The organism is Hyphomonas oceanitis SCH89, assembly GCF_000685295.1.
In the GTDB taxonomy this organism is placed as follows: Bacteria; Pseudomonadota; Alphaproteobacteria; order Caulobacterales; family Hyphomonadaceae; genus Hyphomonas; species Hyphomonas oceanitis.
The window spans coordinates 193,191-213,952 of record NZ_ARYL01000001.1 but is presented as its reverse complement, the minus strand read 5'-3'; the positions used below and the strand labels follow the sequence as shown (position 1 = coordinate 213,952).

The following is a 20,762-nucleotide window of genomic DNA, read 5'->3' as shown; positions in this document are numbered from 1 at the left end:
CTTTGTTCCAATGGTATTGGAACAGGCATGATCCTGTCCATTTCGATCCGCGATTTCGTTCTGATTGACCGCCTGGATATTGAGCCGGGCGCTGGCTTCACTGCGCTTACGGGCGAAACAGGGGCCGGCAAGTCGATCATTCTTGATGCCTTGTCGCTCGCCATGGGCGCGCCCGCTGACCGGTCCTTTATCCGGAATGGCACACAGCAGGCGAGCGTTGCGGTCGAGTTTGGCCCGCCGTCGCGCCACCCTGTCTGGGCCCTGCTGCAGGAGCAGGGCATTGAGGCCTCGATGGACGAAGCCCTGACGCTGAAGCGCGTTATCCGCACCAGCGGCCCGGCGCGGGCCTTCGTGAACGATCAGGCGGTCAGCGCGGCGCTCCTGGCCGAGATCGGCGAAATGCTGGTCGAGATCCACGGGCAACATGCGGCCTCAGCCCTGATGCGGCCCTCCATGCATCGCCGCCTTTTGGACCAGTTTGCGGGCAATGAAACGCTCCTGTCGGCCTGTTCTAAGGCTTTTGACGCCCTGCATGAGGCGCGCGAAACGCGCGCGCGGCTCGAAGCCGAGCAGGCCGATGCCATTGCTGCGCGTGAATGGCTGGGGCAGGCGGTTGAGGAACTTGAACGCCTCGCGCCGGTTTCGGGCGAGGCTGAAGAGCTGACCACCCGTCGCATGCGCCTGATGCAGTCCGAGCGGGTCACCGAGGCCGTCAGCGAGGCTGAAACCGCCATGGATGGCGCAGATATGGAGACAGCGCTCTCGCGCGCTGCGCGGGCCGTCGAGCGCATCTGCCGCTTGCCCGGCTTTGAAGGCTCTGATGAGACGCTCCCTGTCGCGGCGCGAGCAGCCGCAGAGGCGATTGAGCGGGCGATCATTGAAACGCGTGAAGCGGGTGCGGCCGTGTTCGGTCTTGAACGGCTGATCTCTCATGACACCTCTGCGCTCGAAAGCGCCGAGTCACGCCTCTTTGCGCTGCGCGCACTTGCCCGCAAGCATATGACAGAGCCTGAGGCCCTGCCAGACCTGCTCGCGAAGTTGCGTGGCCAGCTCGACCTGGCTGAGGCTGGCGAAGATGCCCTGATTGCCGCGCGCAAGGCAGAGACGGCAACGCAGGCGCGCTACCATCAGGTGGCAGAGAAGCTGACCGTTGCCCGCAAGGCGGCCGCCGGCCAGCTTGAAAAGGCCATCGCGAAAGAGCTGGCCCCGCTGAAGCTTGGCCGGGCCACCATTGGCATCTGTGTTGAGGCCCTGCCGGAAGGAGAGGGCGGCGCTTTTGGCGCTGACCGCGTGGAGTTCGAGGCCGAGACCAATCCCGGCGCCGGGTTCGGCCCCCTGCGCAAGATTGCCTCGGGCGGAGAACTTGCCCGTTTCTCGCTGGCGCTTAAATGCGCGCTGGCCGAGGCAGGCTCGGCCCAGACCCTGATCTTCGATGAAGTCGACCAGGGCGTTGGCGGGTCTGTCGCTGCCGCCATCGGTGAGCGCCTCGTGCGGCTGGCTGGCGCGCGGCAGGTCTTTGCCGTGACACACAGTCCGCAAGTTGCCGCTTCCGCCGCAGCGCAGTGGCTTGTTGAAAAAGACCATGAGAATGCTTCGGGCTCTGGTGGCACACGCGTTCGCGGGCTAGATGACAGCGCTAGGCAGGAAGAAATTGCCCGAATGCTCTCTGGCGCCGAGGTCACCGAAGAGGCCCGCGCTGCCGCAGGGAGGTTGCTGGAGGATGTATGAGCCAACCCGTCCCCGTCGAAGCGCTGACGCCTCAGCAAGCTGAAGAAGAGCTGGCACGTCTGGCCGACGCGATCCGCGAAGCCGACGAAGCCTATTACCAGAACGATGCGCCAAGCCTGACCGATGCGGAATATGACGTACTGCGCCAGCGCAATCTGGCCATCGAGGCACGCTTTCCCGAACTGAAACGTGCCAATAGCCCGACAGACAAGGTTGGCGCCGCTGTCAGCGATGGCTTCAACAAAGCGGCTCATGGCGCGCCCATGCTCTCGCTCGACAATGCTTTTTCCGACGAGGACGTGGCTGAATTCGTTGGCCGTATCCGGCGCTTCCTCGGGCTTTCCGAAGACGAACCGGTCGCCATCACCGCCGAGCCCAAGATCGACGGTCTCTCCCTCAGCCTGACCTATGAGAAAGGCCAGCTCGTGCGCGCCGCCACACGCGGCGACGGACAGGTGGGTGAGGATGTCACCACCAATGCCCGAACGCTGGACGATGTGCCCGAGGCCCTTGCCGGGAAGGGGTGGCCGGACAGCGTCGAGATCCGCGGTGAGGTCTACATGTCTCATGCCGATTTTGCCGCGCTCAATGCCCGTGAGGCCGAGGCCGGCCGTAAGGTCTTCGCAAATCCGCGCAATGCGGCTGCCGGTAGCCTGCGCCAACTCGACATCGAGATCACCAAATCCCGCCCTCTGAAATTCTTCGCCTACGCCTGGGCCGCCGCCAGCGCGCCTTTTGCCGAAACCCAGACCGATGCCATCGCGCTCTTTGCAAAATGGGGCTTCGACGTGAACACGCTCATGACGCGTGCGGAGAGCGTCGAAGGCCTGATCGCAGCCTATCGGGATTTCGAACGCCAGCGCGCCAGCCTCGGCTATGACATTGATGGCGTTGTCTACAAGGTCGACCGGCTCGACTGGCAACAACGGCTCGGCTTTGTCAGCCGCGCGCCCCGCTGGGCCATCGCGCACAAGTTCCCCGCCGAGAAGGCGACGACCCTCCTCGAAGGCATTGATATCCAGGTCGGGCGTACGGGCTCGCTCACCCCGGTCGCGCGTCTGACGCCCGTCACCGTTGGCGGGGTCGTTGTGTCGAATGCCACCCTCCATAATGAAGACGAGATCGCGCGCCTTGGCGTCAAGGTCGGTGACACGGTCGAGATCCAGCGCGCCGGGGATGTCATCCCGCAAGTCCTGCGAGTGGTCCGGGAAGGGTCCGGGAAGCCCTTCGAAATGCCCCATGAATGCCCCGTCTGCGGGTCCGCAGCGGTCCGGGATGTGGACGAGAAGGGCGAGGCAGATGTGCGTCGCAGGTGCACAGGCGGCCTGGTTTGCCCGGCGCAGGCCGTCGAACGGCTGAAGCATTTCGTATCGCGCAAGTCGCTTGATATTGATGGCTTAGGCGCGAAACAGGTGCAGCTCTTCTACGAGAAGGGTGTCGTACGTGCCCCGCAGGATATATTCCGCATTGAGCAACGCATCTCTGAACTAGGCCTGCCGCCACTATCTGCATGGGACGGGTTCGGGGCCCAATCCGCCAAAAAGCTCCTCACGGCCATCGATGCCCGCCGCAAGGTGCCCTTTGCACGGTTCCTGAACGGTCTGGGAATACGCCATGTTGGCCAGACAACGGCCAACCAGTTCGCCCGTCACTTCCTGTCCTGGAACACGTTCTGGACCCTTGTCGTGGCAGCGGCGGAACAGGGACCGGACGGCGAGGCGACAGCAGAGATAATGGGCATAGATGGCATTGGCGGCGCAGCCGTTGGCGCCCTCAGTGCCTTCGTCAATGAGCCTCACAATGCTGAAATGTTGGCTGCCCTCCTGTCCGAAGTTACAGTCGAGGATGAGACGGCAGCGGCCAGCGACAGCCCCGTGGCCGGCAAGACGGTCGTCTTTACCGGCACGCTGGAACGCATGACGCGGGACGAAGCCAAGGCGCGCGCAAGCTCGCTCGGCGCAAAAGTCTCCGGATCGGTGTCGGCGAAGACAGATATTCTCGTCGCGGGCCCCGGCGCAGGCTCAAAGCTCACCAAGGCCGAAGCCCTGGGCGTCAAAACGCTCACGGAAGACGAATGGCTGGCCCTGATCGAAGGGGAGTAAGGCCTATTTTCCGCCCGGAAGGATTTTCTGTATCAGGGTGCGTTTCGGCGCGACGGCCTCAGGATCAAGGCCTTCCTTGGTCAGCAGGCTGTAGCTCATCTTGTACCAGACGCTGGTCGGATAGTTGTAACCGAGCGTGGCGCCCGCTGCGAGTGCCTGATCGCGCAGGCCCAGTGTCAGGTAGGATTCTACAAGGCGGTGAAGGGCCTCGGGCGTGTGGGACGTGGTGTCATAGGTCGTCACCACGGTCTTGAACCGGTTCACTGCAGCAAGGGTCTGGTTCGAGCGCAGGTACCAGCGGCCAATCTCCATTTCCTTGCCCGCGAGCTGGTCGTTGACCATGTCGATCTTGATGCTGGCATCGCGCGCATAGGAACTGTCAGGATACCGGCGTGTCACGTCCTGAAGGGCGGCCAATGCCAGTTCGGTCGTGCGCTGGTCGCGGCCGATATCGACGATCTGGTCGAAATAGGAACAGGCGATGAGGTAATAGGCGTAATCTGCCTCAGACCCGCCCGGGTGCAGACTGAGATAGGACTGGGCCGACGATATGGCCTCGTCATAGTCGCGCGCCTGGTAGTTGGCATAGGCCGTCATGACCATGGATTTGCGCGCCCACTCAGAATAGGGGTGCTGGCGCTCGACTTCATTGAACAGCAGAATGGCGCGAGGATAATTGCGCTTGTCCAGCTGGACGGCAGCGGCGTTGTATAGCTGTTCAACCGGACGCTCGACATAGGCGAGTTCCTGCTTGCGCTTGCTACCGGACTGGCAGCCTGAAATGGCGACTACAGTGGCCAGGATCAGAAGGCTTGGGCGGAGTTTCAGAAGGGACATGCCGGTCGGGAACTTTCAGCTGTGAATGTCTTCAGCTTGATTAGCCTGATCTGTACCGGATTTCCAAGGATCATTGTCATGCGGCGTGTTAAGTGGTCGCAATGAAGCTTCGGCAGACGGGGCTACCTTATACCGAAACGCGGGCGCGCACGGGCATTTCTGCCTCGATATCGGCGTCCGTTTCCCAGCACCAGGCGGACGGCGTGGCCAAAAGCTTGCGCACAAGCGCATTATTGAGCGCGTGACCGGGCTGGACAGCGTCATAGCTGCCAGCAATCGGGGCGCCGGCCAGCATCAGGTCGCCGACGGCATCCAGCATCTTGTGGCGCACGAATTCATCTTCGGCGCGCAAGCCTTCAGGATTCATCACGGCGCCGTCTTCAAGGACGACCGCATTATCGAGCGAACCGCCGCGGGCCAAGCCATTGGCGCGCAGCATTTCCACGTCACGCGCGAAACCGTAAGTGCGGGCGAAGGCAAGGTCGCGAGCGAACATGCCCGGCGCCAGACGCAGCGCCATCTGCTGAATGCCGATGACGGAATCGTCGTATTCGATACGGGCGCGAAGCGTCAGCACGGAATCATCGGAGGGTGACAGCGTTGCGCGTTTCGGGCCATCGATAATCTCGACAGTCTCAAGAATGCGGATGCGGCGACGCGGGGCAGACTGTTTCTTCAGGCCGGCCTGAAGCAGCAACTCGCAGAAAACAGCCGATGAGCCGTCCATGATCGGCACTTCGGGCCCATCAATATCGATGATCAAATTGTCGATACCCATACCAGCGAGCGCGGCCATGAGGTGTTCAACCACTGCAACGGAGACTCCCGCCTCATTTGTCATCGTCGTGCCAAGGCGCGTGTCAGACACGGCGTCAGCATGAGCGTGGATGGTGATGTCGCTGGCATCAAGGTCTGTCCGGCGAAACACGACGCCGGTGCCAACAGGAGCAGGCTTCAGGACAAGCCGGGCCTTTTCGCCGCTGTGAACGCCGATCCCGGCACAAACCGCCGGGCGTTCAATTGTCTGCTGCATCTGCATGCTACTTAACCTTATCGACTCGTCACTTCAGCCTGCAATCTGGAGGGGCTGGGCCACAAGTACAAAACACGCCTTGTTTCGGCGTGTTACAAAAAGGGCCGTGATCTGCATCACGGCCCTGTATTTGTTGTATTTATTTTGAAACAATCTGGCTGGCCAGACCCTGTATTTTATGGCCGGATCAGTGGTTCGCCGAGCGGCGCAGGAAGGCCGGGATTTCGAGGTCTGCATCATCGAACGGTGCAGCTTCAGGGTGGTCGTCCGGCGAAGAGATGATCTGGGCTGGAACGTGCGCTTCAGGCGCGTCGTCATTCTCGCCCTGCGGATTGCGGCGCCAGCCGAACAGGTGGGAGAAGCCTGACGCACCCTGTTCAGGACGTGCCTTGTCCGGGGCAGGGGCTTCCTTGCGCGATCCGAAAACGGCGTCTGCGGTCACTTCATCCTCGCCCTCGGCGCCCTCATAATGGTCCGCTGGCAGGGGCTGGCCCTTGAAGTCGGACCGTGGGTCGCTCTCTTCCGAACGCATCGGCGACGTATGGCCAGTGATCACCACGGGACGCTCTTCACCCTCTGCGGCGCTTTCAGACTTGGCTTCGACTTCTTCTGCAATCGGCGCGGCGATTGGCTGGCGAACAGTTTCACGAACAGGCTGCGGTTCAGCTTTGATTTCGTCGGCGGATTCAATACCAGCGGCAACCACTGACACGCGGATCTTGCCTTCGAGTTCCGGGTCAAAGGCCGAGCCGAGAATGATATTGGCGTTCGGGTCGATCTCGCGACGGATCTCGTTGGCCGCTTCGTCCAGTTCGAACAGCGTCATGTCATAGCCGCCGGTGATGTTGATCAGAACACCCTTGGCGCCTTTGAGGCTGACTTCGTCGAGCAGCGGGTTGTCGATGGCGGAACGGGCGGCCTCAAGGGCGCGGCCTTCGCCTTCAGCTTCGCCCATGCCCATCATGGCTGTGCCCATGCCGCGCATGATCGAGCCGACATCGGCAAAGTCGAGGTTGATGAGGCCGGGCATGACCATCAGGTCCGTGATGCCGCGAACGCCGGAATAGAGCACGTCGTCGGCCATGCGGAAGGCTTCGGCAAAGGTCGTGCGGTCATTGGCGATGCGGAAGAGGTTCTGGTTTGGCACCACGATCATCGTGTCGACATGCTTGCGAATGTCGATCAGGCCCTGATCTGCAAGAGCCATACGGCGGGCGCCTTCAAAGCCGAATGGCTTGGTGACGACGGCAACCGTGAGGATGCCCATTTCCTGCGCCGTGCGGGCGATGACAGGGGCTGCGCCCGTGCCCGTGCCGCCGCCCATGCCGGCAGCGATGAACACCATATGGGCGTCTGTCAGGTATTCCTTTATCTCGGCGATCGACTCTTCGGCCGCTTTCGCGCCGATTTCAGGCCGCGCACCTGCGCCAAGGCCCGACGTCGTTTCAGGGCCAAGCTGGATGCGCTGCTCTGTCTTGGAGCGGTTGAGCGCCTGAGAGTCTGTGTTGGCGACGATGAATTCGACGCCTTGCAGGTTGGCCTCGATCATGTTGTCGACAGCGTTTCCGCCTGCGCCGCCAACACCGAAGACGAGAATCCTGGGCGTGAGTTCATGTGTCATTCGCGTACCTCAATCAACATTCCGGAACCGGTATGAAGAGCACCTTGGCCCCTCACGGCTAAAAGACAGTTAAGTGAGGGCAAATGGTGTCAGAAATTTTCTCTGAGCCAATGGAATGCCTTGTTCACTGCTCCGCTGCCTGTTTCGGTCCCATAATCCTTCACTGCGACGCCTGCCCCAGCTGCGTCCACGAATCCCAACTCCGAATACAGTAGCAGACCCGAGGCTGTGGAAAAAGCAGGCGTTCCCAGTGTTTCGCCAAGAAATTCGGCAATTGTCGGGCGGCCGAGCCGAACAGGTGCGTTGAGGATACGGGAAGCCACGTCGCGCACGCCCGATAGCTGGCTCGCGCCACCGGTCAGAACGATGCGGCGGGGAAGGACCGAGCGCACACCACTGGCATCCAGCGTTTTCTGTACGAGCTCGAATGTCTCTTCGATACGTGGCGCGATGATTTCGGCAATGGCGCCTTTTTCCATGCGCATGCCCTGCAGGCGGCCATCATCACCAAGGCGTGGGGCTTCGATGCGTTCAGCAAGGCCGGGGCCTTCCAGATTGGCTGTGCCGTAGACGGACTTGAGCCGCTCGGCGGCCGCAAATGTCGTGCCGATACCCTGCGCGATGTCGCTGGTGACATGTGTCCCGCCTGTGGGCACCAGGCCAAGCCATGCTGGCGAGCCGTTGAGATAGACCGATACGGCCGTAACACCTGCGCCCATGTCGATGCAGATGGCGCCGTTCTCAATCTCGTCATCAATCAGCGTGCCGGCGCCGCTCGCGATGGAAGAGGGCACGAGGGCCGAGACGCCGAGATGGGCGCGGCCGACGCATTCGACGAGGTTCTTGATGATGGGGCGAGGGGCCGTGACAACAGACAGCAGAATACCGAGCTGTTCGGCATACATGCCCGCGGGCTGGCGCACACCTTCCTGCTGATCGACGCGATAGGCGACAGGCCATGCGGCCAGAACATCGACGCCCTTGGAGGGCGCTTTGGAAAGGGCCAGCGCTTGCAGGCGCTTAATTTCCTTGTGCGTGATCGAACGTCCGCCAATCTCGATAGCGGCCGTTACCAGTGTGCAGGCGAGTTTCGGGCCGGTAATGCCGAGGATGACTTCGCTGATCTGCTCGCCGGCTTCACGCTCGGCATCTTCCACGGCGAGGCGAATGGAGCGCTCAAGGCCTTCCATGTCGGTGATGGCCCCGCCATTGAAGCCGCGCGATTGCTGGCGGCCGCCGCCGAGAATCTGGAAACGGCGCGGGCCGCTGCCATCATTGCGGCCGATCAGGCAGGTGATCTTGGAGCAGCCAATGTCCAGCGCAGCCACTGTGCCACTGCGGGAGCCATTCATGGCGGTGCGTCTGGACTGTACATTTGCCATCAGGAACGGGCTGCCTCTGCAACTTTGATTGCGCCGCCTTCAAGCGCGGGTGACAGGTAGACGCGGCCCTTGTTGCGCAGGTCGATCATGGTGACCGGGCGCTGCAACAGGGCAGTGCGCGTTTGCAATTTTGTCAGGCGGGCGAGGGCGCTTTCCATGCCGGTGTCTTCCGGCAGGCGAACCGTGGCGCCATTCACGAGGCGCACATCCCAGCGGCGATCAGCAACGCGCGTGGCGATGGCGAGCCGGGCGGCGACGTCTGGCGCCTCCTTAAGGGCTTTGACGAGCGCAGGCGCGGCAAGCGGCGCGCCGCGGCCGGCCAGGCGCACGAGGGTCTTGTGGTCATCGGCATTGGCGTCCGGCAGGATGCGGCCGAGGCCGTCGACAACAGTCCATTCCTTGCCATCGTGCCAGAGGGCAACCGGCTCTGCCGCATCTGCGATGATCACGATTTGGCCGGGCCACAGGCGGTGGACACGCACGTTGAGCACCTTGCGGGTGCCCTCGACGCGGTGGCGGATCAGTTTCGGGTCGGCGCGGAACATGTTCTCGCCGGGTTCGATCATGGCGGCGGCGCGCACATCGTCGGCCAGTGCCGGGTTCTGCTCAAGACCGAGCACGGAGACATCATTGACCGACACGCCCGCCATACGGGCCGTGTCATCCATGAAGCCGCCAAAACGCGTTTCGATCTGCGACAGCGATCCGCCCATCCAGGCAGCCGTTGCCACAATGATGGCGATCAGCATGACCAGCCCGAACAGGATGGACGAGACGCGGATCTCTTCGCCCGTCGACTCATCTACGATGGTGGCGGGGCGGCGGCGCGAACGGGAGGGGACAGACTGGTTCCGGTTTACCTTTGGCATGAAGCATCCTCGATCATCCATGCGACAAGCGCTTCGAAGGACATGCCTACGAAAGCGGCCTGTTCGGGGACAAGCGAGGTGGGCGTCATGCCGGGCTGTGTATTTGTTTCCAGGATCACGAGGCGGTCTCTCTTGTCGTCATAGCGAAAATCGGATCGCGTCGCGCCCCGGCAGCCGAGCGCCTGATGTGCCCTGAGAGCTGCGTCCATCGCGGCTTCGGTCACGTGAGCAGGCAGGTTTGCCGGGATCACATGCTGCGATCCTCCAGCCTGATATTTCGCATCAAAATCGTAATAGTCCCTTAAGGTCGTGATCTCGGTAACAGCGAGGGCCCGGTCGCCCAAAACGCCGACTGTCAGTTCGCGGCCGGGGATGAATTCTTCGGCCATCAGATTGTCGCCATAGTGCCAGCCGGAGCCGAGCAATTCCTGCGGCGGGCTATTGGCCCCTTCGCGCACGATCAGCACACCAAAGCTGGACCCTTCCGCGACCGGTTTGACGACATACGGGGGCTTTAGCGGGTGGCTTGCGGCGGCTTCCGCGCGGGTAACGCGCTTGTCAGCGGCGATTGGCAGGCCGGCATCCCGGTAAACGGCCTTGGATTTCAGCTTGTCCATGGCCAGGGCCGAAGCGAGCACGCCGGAATGAGAATAGGGCAGGCCCATCACTTCGAGCAGGCCCTGTACGCAACCATCCTCGCCCCAGGGGCCATGCAGGCCGTTCAGCACGACATCGGGTTTCGCTTCGCTAAGTTGTGCAGCCAGATCGCGCCCGGCATCAATCTCGACGACATCATATCCTGCACCGCGCGCAGCCTCTGCCATCTGTTTGCCTGATGATAGCGAGACTTCGCGTTCGGAAGACCAGCCCCCGTAAATGACTGCTACGCGCTTCATGGCCTGTCCTTCTTGCAAGTTGAGTGCGGGTTTTCTGCCGCTTGCCACCGCCTATGCCGCACGAAAGCGGCATGAGTCAGGCGAAACCGGATCATGCTCCGGCTCAAGTTACGAAAAAGTCACCAAGAGGGGATTGCCAACACATGACTACATATGTAGTCATGTGTTATCGAATTACGATACGACCTGATCCCTAGCGCCGCATGCGTCCCCAAGACAAATTATGCCAGGAAACACGCTCACATGAAACACCCGGTTCCGATTTGCGCAAGCGTCTTCCTTGCACTGGCAGCGCCCAATGCAATCGCAGCCGAGGCGGTTGAAGCGAACACGGGTGAGACGCCGACGGTCTACACACCAGAGAATTTTGCCCAGTTCGCGCCGCGCACCGCCCTTGAAATGGTCGAGCGAATTCCGGGTTTCTCAATCGACGATGATGATGACGGGTCTCGCGGCTTCGGGCAGGCGACCGGAAACGTCCTGATCAACGGACAGCGCGTTTCCGGCAAGTCGAACGGAGCGGAATCCGCGCTCGGCCGGATCGCGATCGCCAACGTGGCGCGCGTTGAATTGCTCGACGGAACGGCGCTGGGCATTCCCGGCCTGTCAGGCCAGGTGGTCAATGTGATCACACGGGAGACGGGCGGCGTTTCCGGCACATGGCACTGGAAGGGCCGGGTGCGGGAAAACCTGCCGCCCACTTATAATGACATGGCGCTAAGCCTGTCTGGCGGAAAGGGCGCGGTCAGCTGGACGGCGGAAGCAGAAAGCGCGCCTGAGCGCGGTGCGGACGCCGGGCCCGAACGCATAACCGACGCAACGGGCGCTCTAATAGAAACCCGCAAGGAAGATTATACCCATGCGGCCGAATATGCCTCTCTCGCCGGATCGCTCGCCTGGAAGCCGGTGGGTGGCAACATCGCGAACCTCAGCGCAAAGATTGGCACCTACGAACCGGACGACAAGGAGATATCGAAGCTGTTTCCCGTCGGCGGCCTTGAAGGGCGACGCCTGTTCCAGGGGTCTGAAGACGAGAAGACAGCGGAGCTGAGCGCCGACTATGCCTTCGACCTCGGACCGGGGCGCCTGAAGACGATTACGCTGGCGCGCCGCGAGGAAAGTCCGACGACAGATCGGGTGCGGGGGGGCAATCTCGATGGCGCCAATGCATTCGACTCCCTCTTCAACCAGACAGTCTATGAAGGCGAATATATCCTGCGAGGAGAATATGCATGGGTGCCGGCGCCCGGCCGTGACTGGCAGGTCTCGCTGGAGGGGGCATTCAACTTCCTTGAGGCCCAATCCCAATTGTTCGCATCGGAAGGCGGGGCGCCGCTGGCCGAGATATTCCTGCCCAATGCAAACTCGCGCGTCGAGGAACAGCGCGGTGAGCTGACTGTGACACATGGCCGTGCCCTGTCAAAAAGTGTCAGTCTTCAGGTTTCCTTAGGCGCTGAAATGTCTGAACTGTCCCAGACAGGGGACGCCGAGAACGTTCGTACATTTACCCGGCCCAAGGGCTTTGCCAGCCTGTCCTGGCAAGTCGACCCGTCCCTGAAGCTGGTTACGCGGATTGACCGCGAAGTTGGTCAGCTCGATTTCTTCGATTTCATATCCTCGGTGAACCTGAACCAGGGGAATGGCAGCCAAGGCAATTCGGAGATTGTTCCGGAGCAATCCTGGAAGGTTAGCCTCTCGGCCGAGAAGGATTTCCGGGATTGGGGGGCGGCGACGCTGACCGTGTTCGGCTCGGACATCGAAGACATTGTCGACCGTGTGCCGATTGGCGCAGGCGACGGGCCGGTAATCTCGATTCTGCATGGCGGGTCGGTGCCGACCTCGACGCGACGGTGAAATTTGCCAAGCTGGGACTCACCGGAACGCAGCTGACCTTTCATGGCGAATGGCGTGACTCCCGTGTCGCCGACCCACTGACCGGCGTGGACCGGCCAATCAACGGTGACACCATCTACTCTCTAAATGCCGAACTGAGGCGGGATATTCCCGAGACGGATTGGGCTGTCGGGATATTCCTCGAATCCTATAACGAGAATAAGGTGTATCGCCTCGACGAAGTGACCCATCAGGGCAATCAGCCAGCCTTTTCCTATGTCTATGTCGAGAACAAGGACCTGCTCGGCATGACAGGCACCCTGACGCTTGGCAATATTCTGAACCAGCATGACTGGTACTGGCGCGAGACCTATGCGCCCAATCGGCTTGGCGCTCTGCTTACCCGTGAAGCGCGCTCGCGCGACTTCGGACCGATCGTCTCCTTCAAGCTGAAAGGTACATTCTAGGCAGGCCGCCCGATGCGGCGCACTTCCCAGCGCAGCTGGACACCGCTGTGATCCAGCACGCGGGTGCGAACGGTCTCGCCAAGCGTTTCCAGATCGGCAGCTGTCGCGTCGCCCGTATTGATCAGGAAGTTGCAGTGCAGCTCGGAGACCTGCGCGCCGCCGACGCGAAGCCCGCGACATCCGGCAGCGTCGATCAGTTTCCAGGCAGATCGCTGGTTCGGCGTACCGGGCGGATCTGGATTGGCGAAAGTCGACCCGGATGTTTTTTCGCGTATCGGCTGGGTCTCTGAGCGGCGTTTCTGCAGAGCTTCAATATCTGCCAGAATGTCCGCCGGAGCGCCGGTGTCATTGCCTTCGAGCAGCAGGCGCGTAACGATCAGGTCGTCCGGCAAGTCGGTGTGACGATAGGAAAAGTGGGCTTCCGGCAGCGCGCCGGGCCGCCCTGGGCCGCGATAGACAATACGGCTGCCGTCACGCCGGATACCTTGCAGGCTGACAAGCGCATCGCGCAATTCCTTGCCATAGCAGCCCGCATTGGTGCGCGTGGCGCCGCCCAGCGATCCCGGAATGCCTGACAGGAATTCCAGTCCCTTGATGCCGTTTTCTGCGGCGGCCTTCGCGACAGACAGGTCCAGCGCCCCAGCGCCAGCTGAAAGTGAGATACCGTCCTCGGCCTCGACGTTGCCCCAGGCCTTGCCCATCAGGCGCACGACCACGCCTTCGATGCCGCCATCGCGCACGATCACGTTGGAGCCAACACCCAGAACCGTGACGGGAATGGCGGGGTCCAGCTGCTTCAGAAATTCAGCAAGGTCATCGGCGTCGGCCGGCAGGAACAGCCAGTCGGCCGGTCCGCCAACGCGGAACCATGTATAGGGGGCAAGGATCGCCTGCGCGATAAGTTTGCCACGAACGGGGGGGAGGGAAACAGCGGTCTTCACGGGCTCTGGCGTCGCCGGAACTTGGCCGCCTGTCAAGCGGGCGGTGGCTTTGCTGTGCCCAAGGCTTGGGCGCTACTGCGCTGAAACCCCGTCGTGGCGCCTTAATTGCCCTGACCTTGTTGACCTGTTGGAACCCGATTGGGACCGTAACCGTAGATCGAAGACAGAGAAGGCTAGCCAGATCGCACCACAAGAGACTTTCAAGCATAAGACCCGCTGGATTAAACGCTTCCGGCCGCCGGTCGTGTTTGCGCTGTTGGCAGTCGCATGCGGCGCGGGCCCGCATTTCCTGCCAGAAGACATTGCTCTTCCGCCTGTCATCGTCAGCACGCTGTCCGTGCTCTCCAGCGTCTTCATCGTCGGCGCCATTGGCTGGGCGATAACCACGACGGTGGATGCGCTGATAAAGCGCCGCCTTTCCATGCTGAAAATGGACCAGCCGGATGACCTGACAGCGCGCAAGCTGGCGACCCGGCTGGACGTCACGCGGCGCGTTTGGGTGGTCATAGGTGCCATTGTCTCCGTCGCTGCTGCCCTGACAGTTATCCCGGGCGTCAGACAGTTCGGTGTTAGCCTGTTTGCCTCTGCAGGCATTGCCGGTCTGGCGATCGGTCTCGCGGCGCGGCCGGTGCTAGGCAATCTGATCGCAGGGCTGCAAATCGCGTTTACACAGCCTATCCGCATCAAGGATGCCGTCGTGGTCGAAGGCGAGTGGGGCTGGATTGAGGAGATCGGACTTTTCTATGTCGTCGTAAAGATATGGGACTGGCGCCGCCTGGTTGTGCCCGTGTCCTATTTTATTGAGAAGCCGTTCCAGAACTGGACGCGGCAATCGGCATCAATCATCGGCAGCGTCTTCTGGTATGTCGACTACCGCGCGCCCGTGAAGGAAATGCGCGAGAAGCTGACAGAGATCTGCAAGTCCACACCACTCTGGGACGGCGATGTGGTGAACCTGCAAGTGTCTGAGACCAAGGACAATGCAACCCTGACCATCCGCGCCCTCGCCAGCGCGCGCAACTCGCCTCAGGCTTGGGACCCGCGCAACGACCTATGAGCCAGGGCGGCGCGCCGAATCCGGCAGCATAGCCAGGTCGCGGGCTTGTTCCACCCATCTATCGCGTGTGATGCGGCCTTTGAAGTGCTGCAGCTTTCCGTCGACCCATTCGATGTCCTGCGGGCTCCATTCGGCCACCTGCCAGAAATAGAACACACCGACTTCGTGGAGGAGTTCGCACAACATGGGACCAACGCCGTTGATGCGCTCAAGGTCATCGGCGTCACCGAAGGCGGCCTCAACGAGCAGGTTGGCCTCGTCATCTTCACGCCGTGCCTCGTTGATCGGGTCGAGTTCGCGTGGCGGCGGGGGAGGGGGCGCGACGGGCGTGGCGGAAACGGCAGGTGAGGGCGAGACCGCAGCAGGCGCTGTCCGTGTTCTCGATGCGCGCTCTGTTTTCGGCGCGGCCGGTTCAGGTCGCGCCCGGAGTGTATGGTGGATGGCTGCGAGACCATATTCGATAGCGTTGAGCCGGTTCTCCATCGCCTCAAGGTCGAGATTTCCCTCAATGGCCTGAACGGCGTCCAGCACAGGCGTGAAGTCTGTCGGCGTCTGCGTGAGAAAGGCTTCCTGCAGGCTGGCGATGCGGCGTTCAACCGGGGCGAAGTCCGGCGTTCCCGGCATGGCTGACCGGATGGCACCCACGGTTTCTTCCAGCGCGGCAAGGCGTTCGTACATCGGCGCGAGGTTTGGTTCTGGGATGGTGAAGGTCGCTATCGCATGTTCAACGCTGACGAGGCGCTGGTAGACAGCGCCCATGTCCGGCATTTCGATACCGGATACGCCCGAGGCGACGGCCGTGATGTCCGCAGACAGTTTGTCCATGTCGCGCTTCTGGGCCGCTTCGAGCCGTTCGCCGAGCTGCTTCAGGCGGGTCTCAAACTCCGAGAGGCGAGTCTGGACCGGGCCAAGGTCGGTCGCAGGGCGGTCAAGGCCGGCAATTGTCAGGTCGAGACGGGCCAATCCGCTGTGCAGCGGGCCGAGATCGACCTCGGGAATCTTGAACGCGGACAGCGTTTCCTCGATCTTTCCGAAGCGGGCTTCGACCGGCTGAAGATCGGTATTGCGCAGCTCGCTGACGGCGCTGGCGATGGAGGCAACAGCCGCATCAAGCGCAGTCAGGCGGTCCTCGAGTTTGGTGAAACGCGGGTCGACATCGGCAAACCGTGTTCCCAGCCCTGACAGGCGCTCGTCCAGAGCGGCAAGGCGCGGGTCTTGCGCGGTCATGCGGCCCTCGATGTCTGTGAGGCGTGAGGCGATGCCGGAGAGGTTTGCATCCACGCCGTCAAACTTGCCATGCAGCGGTGCCAGATCTGTTTCCGGCACGGTAAAGCCGGAGACGGACGCTTCGAGCGCCGCCAGACGCTGGTTGACCGGTTCCATGTCCGGCATGCGCAGCGAGCGGACTGCCGACGAGATCAGCGCCATCCCGGCTTCATAGTCTTCACGGGCCGCAGGTTCGGGGCGAGCCTCGATCGCCGCGAGACGCTCAGTAATCAGCTCATAGGACTCGGTAACGTCCATTTGCCGGTTCTTCAGCCACCAATAGGCAAGGACGGCGCCCAGCACGGCGGCCAGGAGCAGGAGAGGGAAAATCTGGGCAAGAAGAAAGAACATGGTTTTGAACTCGGGATTCCAGAAGGCCCGATCGGGCGGCTTGGGTCAATCAGATGCACGGACGACGCGAATTTCGATCCGGCGGTTATGGGCGCGGCCTTCGGCCGTAGTGTTGTCGTCAATGGGGCGGCGGGCACCAAAGCCTTGGGCGATCAGGCGCTCAGCAGGAATGCCCCGCTCGATCAGCGCCTCGCGCACGGCTTCGGCACGGGCATCACCGAGTAGTTCGTTGGCATTCGCACTGCCCATGCTGTCGGTATGACCTTCAATTCGCAGGGTTCCGGGGCAGTTCGCGGCGGCGTCTGCCACCGACTGCAGCAGGTCATTGCTCGACGGGTCAATCGCGGCGCTGGCGAGTGCAAATTCGATATGCGTCCCGCTCAGCAGGTCTGCCAGCGAGCTGTCGCATGTTGCGACGGCTTCATTCGGCAGGATGTCGACATTGCCAAGACGCCCGACGGGCAGGGGCTGGGCGATGAGCTGTTGAATGCGGGCCACGCCGTCATTCGGCAACTCGCAGCGGAGCGAAAACTCTTCATTGAGGAAAGTCGCAACGCCCTGGTCGCATTGGCCAACGGCCGAGATGCCTTTGAGGGCGACTTCGGCATAGGCCGGATTGTCGGCAACGTGCGTAACCGTCAGCAAATCATCAACGCGTGTGATGTGCTGTCCATCGACAAGGCCTTCGGCGGCGGCAGCGAGCGAGCTGCGGGTCACTTCATCTGGCACGTTGCCTTCGAGTTTCAGGATGCCGTCCGACACCCTGAAGGTCCATTCCGGCTTGCGGGTCGGGATTGTCGACGTAATGGGCGCTCCATAGCGTGCGCGCACGCGGGTCACCGGGCGCTCGTCGCCAAACAGGGCAGGCATGCGCGCCGCACGCACCAGGGAAACGAGCTGTTCGCCTTCCATTGGCGTTGCGGGCTGGCCTTCCAGCCAGACCTGCTGTCCCGAAACCACGGCCTGCGCCCATCCCGCATCATTCGTTTCAATCACCTGCTCGGTTGAGCGGATGACCGACTGTTCGATGACATATTTCGCGAAAGGACCCATGCCGATCCAGAGGAGGACAAGCAGGCCGAAGGCGGGCACGAAACCATAGGGCATGAAAGGCAGGCGCCGGGCCGACCGGTAGCGGATGCGTCGCGACTCCGTTCGCTTTTCCAAGAGGCTGAAAGTGGCCATTATCCCGATCCCGGCGCATTCTGCGCTGTGTCATGTAACAGCGTGCGGCAAAGCGGTGCAAGCCGAGTGTCCTGATACGGGAATCTGCCTTGATCAGCCGAAGGGCAGGGCAGACCACACGCGCATGAGAAGATATATTGCGCCCGCAAGGCCGAGGCCTGCCGCAATCAGCAGAAGGCCGTCACGTGCTGTCAGGCCAAGGCCGAAGAGTAATACGGCGAGACTGGGCAGGACTGGTCCAAAGGGTATCAATCCCAGCGGAAACATTATCAGCGCGGCAGCGATGCAGACGAGCGCCGAAAGGCTGATAAAGGGCGGCCGCGACAGGAAGGCGAGGCGCGGTTTGAGCACCTTGTCCACGGGCCGGGCATATTGGCGCGCATTCTCCACACCCGTGACAAGCGCCGACCGGGGAAATGAGAAATCGAGAATACGCTTTGGCACCCACGGGAAAGCCCGTCCGAGCACGATCTGTCCGGCGATCAGCAGGATGACCAGGGCAACCAGCCAGCTCGTGCCCGGAATGATCGTCAGCGGTGAGATTGCGATAAAGCCAAGCAGCAGCAGGATAGGCCCATAGGACCGCCTGCCAACGGCGTTCAGCATTTCGCGCACGCTGACGTCTTCGCCAGCCGTTTGCTCGCTGAGGCTCGCAAGGAGCGATTCCAGGTTATTTACCTTGGCCATGCCCGCTTCCTAACGCGATCCGATGTGTCTGCACACATGAATCGCGTCAGGGATGGGATGGTTCCCTAGGCGGCCTTGCGCTTGGCCTTGCGGGCTTCGAGCTTGTTCACCGCATGGAGGTAGGCCTTCGCACTGGCGACAAGCGTATCCGGATCAGATGACCGGCCCGTCGCCATTATGCCTTCACCGTTCAGGCGGACCGAGACGGTCGCTTGTGCATCGGTACCGCCGGTGACAGCATGGACCTGGTAGAGATCCAGCACGCTGTCATGCGGGACGATTTCGCGGATGGCATTGAAGACGGCGTCCACGGGGCCGTTGCCGCGCGCGATGGCGTATTTCTCTTCGCCTTCAACCGTCAGGTCGATCTCGGCCGTCTGCGGGCCATCCGTACCGCAGACGACGCGCAGGCGTTTGAACACGATGCGCTCGCCTTCGGCGGCCAGCTGGTCGTCAACCAGAACAGCAATGTCGTCATCGAAGACGTGTTTCTTCTTGTCGGCCAGCGTCTTGAAGCGCTTGAAAGCGTCATTCAGGGCGTCGCCTTCGAGGAAATAGCCCATGCTTTCCAGCTTGTCGCGGAAGGCGTGGCGGCCGGAGTGCTTACCCATGACAAGCGAAGTTTTCGCGACGCCGACGTCTTCCGGCTTCATGATCTCGTAGGTCTCGGCATTCTTCAGCATCCCATCCTGGTGGATGCCGCTTTCATGCGCGAAGGCGTTCTTGCCAACGATGGCCTTGTTGTACTGCACCGGGAACCCGGTGATTCGGCTCACCATGGCCGAAGCGCGCGACAGGTAGATCGGATTGATGCCGGTCGCATAAGGCAGGGTGTCCTCACGCACTTTCATCGCCATGACCACTTCTTCCAGCGCGGCATTGCCGGCGCGTTCGCCGAGGCCGTTGATAGCGCATTCGATCTGGCGGGCGCCATTGGCGACAGCCGAGATGGAGTTGGCGACGGCGAGGCCGAGGTCATTGTGGCAGTGGGCCGACCAGATGGCCTTGTCGGAATTCGGTACGTTCTCGATCAGGCGGCGGAAGAGGGCGCCATATTCATCGGGGTGCGAATAGCCGACCGTATCGGGCACATTGATCGTCGTGGCGCCAGAGGCGATGGCGACGTCGATACATTTGCACAGGAAGTCGAAATCGGTGCGGGTCGCGTCTTCGGCGCTCCATTCGACATCGTCTGTGTGGTTGCGGGCCTGCGCGACGGAACGGCCGACGGCTTCGAGCACGGCATTCGGGCCCATTTTCAGCTTGTGCTTCATGTGCACGGGGCTGGTGGAGATGAATGTGTGAATGCGGGGGCGGGCCGCCTTTTTGACCGCTTCGGCGCAGCGTTCGATATCGCCCGGCGTGGAGCGGGCGAGGCCGCAGATTATGGCGCTCTTGGACTGGGCGGCGATGGCGCTGACGGCGGCGAAGTCGCCGTCGGATGCTGCGGGGAAACCAGCTTCGATGACATCGACGCCCATGTCTTCCATCAGGCTCGCGAGTTCGAGCTTTTCTGTATGGGTCATGGAGGCGCCGGGCGATTGCTCGCCGTCACGCAAGGTTGTGTCGAAAATACGGATATGTGGATTGGCAGTCATGATGTTTGCGGCTCTGCTTAATGAGAAAAAGGGGGGCTGGAAGCATTCCCCTGGCCGCGCAACTGCCTGTTACCTAGGCGGTCGGCTCCGGCCAGGGGCCGGTAAGCAGGAGGCAAAGGGGCAAAATCTTGCACATGGCTGGTTTAATCATCTTGTTTCGGCCCCGTGTCAACTGGGTTGTCGCGGATCAAAGGGACAGATTGCCCCTTCGGACCCATGCGCGTCCGGGCATAAAGCGCGATGGCGGCATAGATCGCGGCGGCGATGAAGGCCGCGACGATGGCAAGGCCCGGATTGCCTTTCATGGCGGCAAACAGGCTCTGTCCGGCAAAGGCGATCAGCGCGATTTTAGGTAGGATACCCAGCGCCATGCCCAGTGCAAAGTTGGTGTATTTCGCCGAGCTGACGCCGAATGCCATGTTCACCATGACAGCTGGCCCCGTCGGGACATTGCGGATCAGCGCGCTGGTGGCAAAGGCATTGCGGCCGACAAAACTCGACAGGCGATTGGCGGTTGCCCCGGCATAGCGGCGGAACATTTGTTCGCCTGCCAGACGGCCGAGCCAGAAGGCCAATGAGCCGGAAAACATGTTGGCAATCCACGCATAGGCAAAGCCAAGCCAGGGGCCGAACACTGCGACAGCTGCTGCAATCAATGCGAATTGGGGCACGCCCAGAAAGGCGGCGACGCAGAAGACGAGAATGATGGCAGGCAGGCCCCATGGGCTGCCGGCGACGGTTTCCATCCAGGCATTGAGCGCTTTCTCGCTCGGCATGATGCCGAGTTTGCCGAGGGCGAAGAGGATGGCGACACCGACCAGCAGGGCTCCGCCGAGGAGCAATGTCCTGCGGGCTGGTTGGCTGGCGGTCTTGTCCATCTCACTCATGGGCGCATCGAATGGAACCAGT

17 protein-coding genes are annotated in these 20,762 nt (G+C 61.8%); 5 read left to right on the top strand and 12 right to left on the bottom strand.

What is annotated here, in order from left to right:
• Positions 1–27: 27 nt before the first annotated feature.
• Positions 28–1,728, top strand: coding sequence for a DNA repair protein RecN (recN, locus tag HOC_RS01010; protein WP_035534860.1), 1,701 nt, complete (start codon positions 28–30; stop codon positions 1,726–1,728).
• Positions 1,725–3,830: an NAD-dependent DNA ligase LigA gene (gene ligA, locus HOC_RS01005; protein WP_035534857.1), complete on the top strand. Its 2,106-nt coding sequence runs from the start codon at positions 1,725–1,727 to the stop codon at positions 3,828–3,830. Before recN ends, ligA begins: the two co-directional genes overlap by 4 nt.
• Before the next feature lie 3 nt (positions 3,831–3,833).
• Here the strand turns inward: ligA and HOC_RS01000 are convergent, their stop codons facing one another.
• The 6 genes from HOC_RS01000 to HOC_RS00975 all read right to left on the bottom strand — a co-directional run bounded on the left by HOC_RS01000 (position 3,834) and on the right by HOC_RS00975 (position 10,468).
• Positions 3,834–4,667 carry an outer membrane protein assembly factor BamD gene (locus HOC_RS01000; RefSeq protein ID WP_035534854.1) on the bottom strand — a complete coding sequence of 278 codons (834 nt, stop codon included), beginning with the start codon at positions 4,665–4,667 and terminating at the stop codon, positions 3,834–3,836.
• 127 nt (positions 4,668–4,794) lie between these two features.
• A complete protein-coding gene (gene lpxC / locus HOC_RS00995; protein ID WP_035535186.1) occupies positions 4,795–5,700 on the bottom strand; it encodes a UDP-3-O-acyl-N-acetylglucosamine deacetylase in 906 nt (301 codons plus the stop codon).
• Positions 5,701–5,887: 187 nt separating this feature from the next.
• Positions 5,888–7,321 carry a cell division protein FtsZ gene (ftsZ, locus tag HOC_RS00990; RefSeq protein WP_035534851.1) on the bottom strand — a complete coding sequence of 478 codons (1,434 nt, stop codon included), beginning with the start codon at positions 7,319–7,321 and terminating at the stop codon, positions 5,888–5,890.
• Between the two features lie 89 nt (positions 7,322–7,410).
• Positions 7,411–8,703 carry a cell division protein FtsA gene (ftsA, locus tag HOC_RS00985; protein WP_035534848.1) on the bottom strand — a complete coding sequence of 431 codons (1,293 nt, stop codon included), beginning with the start codon at positions 8,701–8,703 and terminating at the stop codon, positions 7,411–7,413.
• A complete protein-coding gene (locus HOC_RS20900) occupies positions 8,703–9,572 on the bottom strand; it encodes a cell division protein FtsQ/DivIB (RefSeq protein WP_051624397.1) in 870 nt (289 codons plus the stop codon). Before HOC_RS20900 ends, ftsA begins: the two co-directional genes overlap by 1 nt.
• On the bottom strand, positions 9,560–10,468 hold the full coding sequence (locus HOC_RS00975; RefSeq protein ID WP_035534842.1) for a D-alanine--D-alanine ligase: 909 nt from the start codon (positions 10,466–10,468) through the stop codon (positions 9,560–9,562). The genes HOC_RS20900 and HOC_RS00975 overlap by 13 nt, the downstream gene beginning before the upstream one ends.
• Before the next feature lie 243 nt (positions 10,469–10,711).
• Here HOC_RS00975 and HOC_RS00970 point away from each other — a divergent pair, with 243 nt between their 5' ends.
• On the top strand, positions 10,712–12,322 hold the full coding sequence (locus HOC_RS00970) for a TonB-dependent receptor plug domain-containing protein (RefSeq protein WP_035534839.1): 1,611 nt from the start codon (positions 10,712–10,714) through the stop codon (positions 12,320–12,322).
• Positions 12,319–12,768: a hypothetical protein gene (locus HOC_RS00965; RefSeq protein WP_035534837.1), complete on the top strand. Its 450-nt coding sequence runs from the start codon at positions 12,319–12,321 to the stop codon at positions 12,766–12,768. The genes HOC_RS00970 and HOC_RS00965 overlap by 4 nt, the downstream gene beginning before the upstream one ends.
• Here the strand turns inward: HOC_RS00965 and murB are convergent.
• On the bottom strand, positions 12,765–13,745 hold the full coding sequence (murB, locus tag HOC_RS00960; RefSeq protein ID WP_241766831.1) for a UDP-N-acetylmuramate dehydrogenase: 981 nt from the start codon (positions 13,743–13,745) through the stop codon (positions 12,765–12,767). The two genes, HOC_RS00965 and murB, sit on opposite strands and share 4 nt — an antisense overlap.
• A 220-nt stretch (positions 13,746–13,965) precedes the next feature.
• Here murB and HOC_RS00955 point away from each other — a divergent pair, with 220 nt between their 5' ends.
• Entirely contained in the window at positions 13,966–14,766 is an 801-nt protein-coding gene (locus HOC_RS00955; protein WP_241766830.1) for a mechanosensitive ion channel family protein, read from the top strand.
• Here the strand turns inward: HOC_RS00955 and HOC_RS20895 are convergent.
• From HOC_RS20895 to HOC_RS00930, 5 genes are all read right to left on the bottom strand, one after another.
• Complete coding sequence (locus HOC_RS20895; RefSeq protein WP_051624395.1) at positions 14,761–16,383, bottom strand: hypothetical protein; 1,623 nt, start codon at positions 16,381–16,383, stop codon at positions 14,761–14,763. The two genes, HOC_RS00955 and HOC_RS20895, sit on opposite strands and share 6 nt — an antisense overlap.
• Before the next feature lie 45 nt (positions 16,384–16,428).
• Positions 16,429–17,568 (bottom strand): OmpA family protein, encoded by a 1,140-nt coding sequence (locus HOC_RS00945; protein ID WP_035534834.1) that lies wholly within the window; start codon positions 17,566–17,568, stop codon positions 16,429–16,431.
• A 93-nt stretch (positions 17,569–17,661) separates the two neighbouring features.
• The gene (locus HOC_RS00940; RefSeq protein WP_035534831.1) at positions 17,662–18,255 is read right to left on the bottom strand and encodes an exopolysaccharide biosynthesis protein; all 594 of its coding nucleotides are present in this window, start codon (positions 18,253–18,255) and stop codon (positions 17,662–17,664) included.
• 65 nt (positions 18,256–18,320) lie between these two features.
• Positions 18,321–19,853 carry a 2-isopropylmalate synthase gene (locus tag HOC_RS00935; protein ID WP_035534828.1) on the bottom strand — a complete coding sequence of 511 codons (1,533 nt, stop codon included), beginning with the start codon at positions 19,851–19,853 and terminating at the stop codon, positions 18,321–18,323.
• Between the two features lie 143 nt (positions 19,854–19,996).
• Complete coding sequence (locus HOC_RS00930; protein ID WP_084146064.1) at positions 19,997–20,740, bottom strand: TVP38/TMEM64 family protein; 744 nt, start codon at positions 20,738–20,740, stop codon at positions 19,997–19,999.
• Between the last annotated feature and the right edge of the window lie 22 nt (positions 20,741–20,762).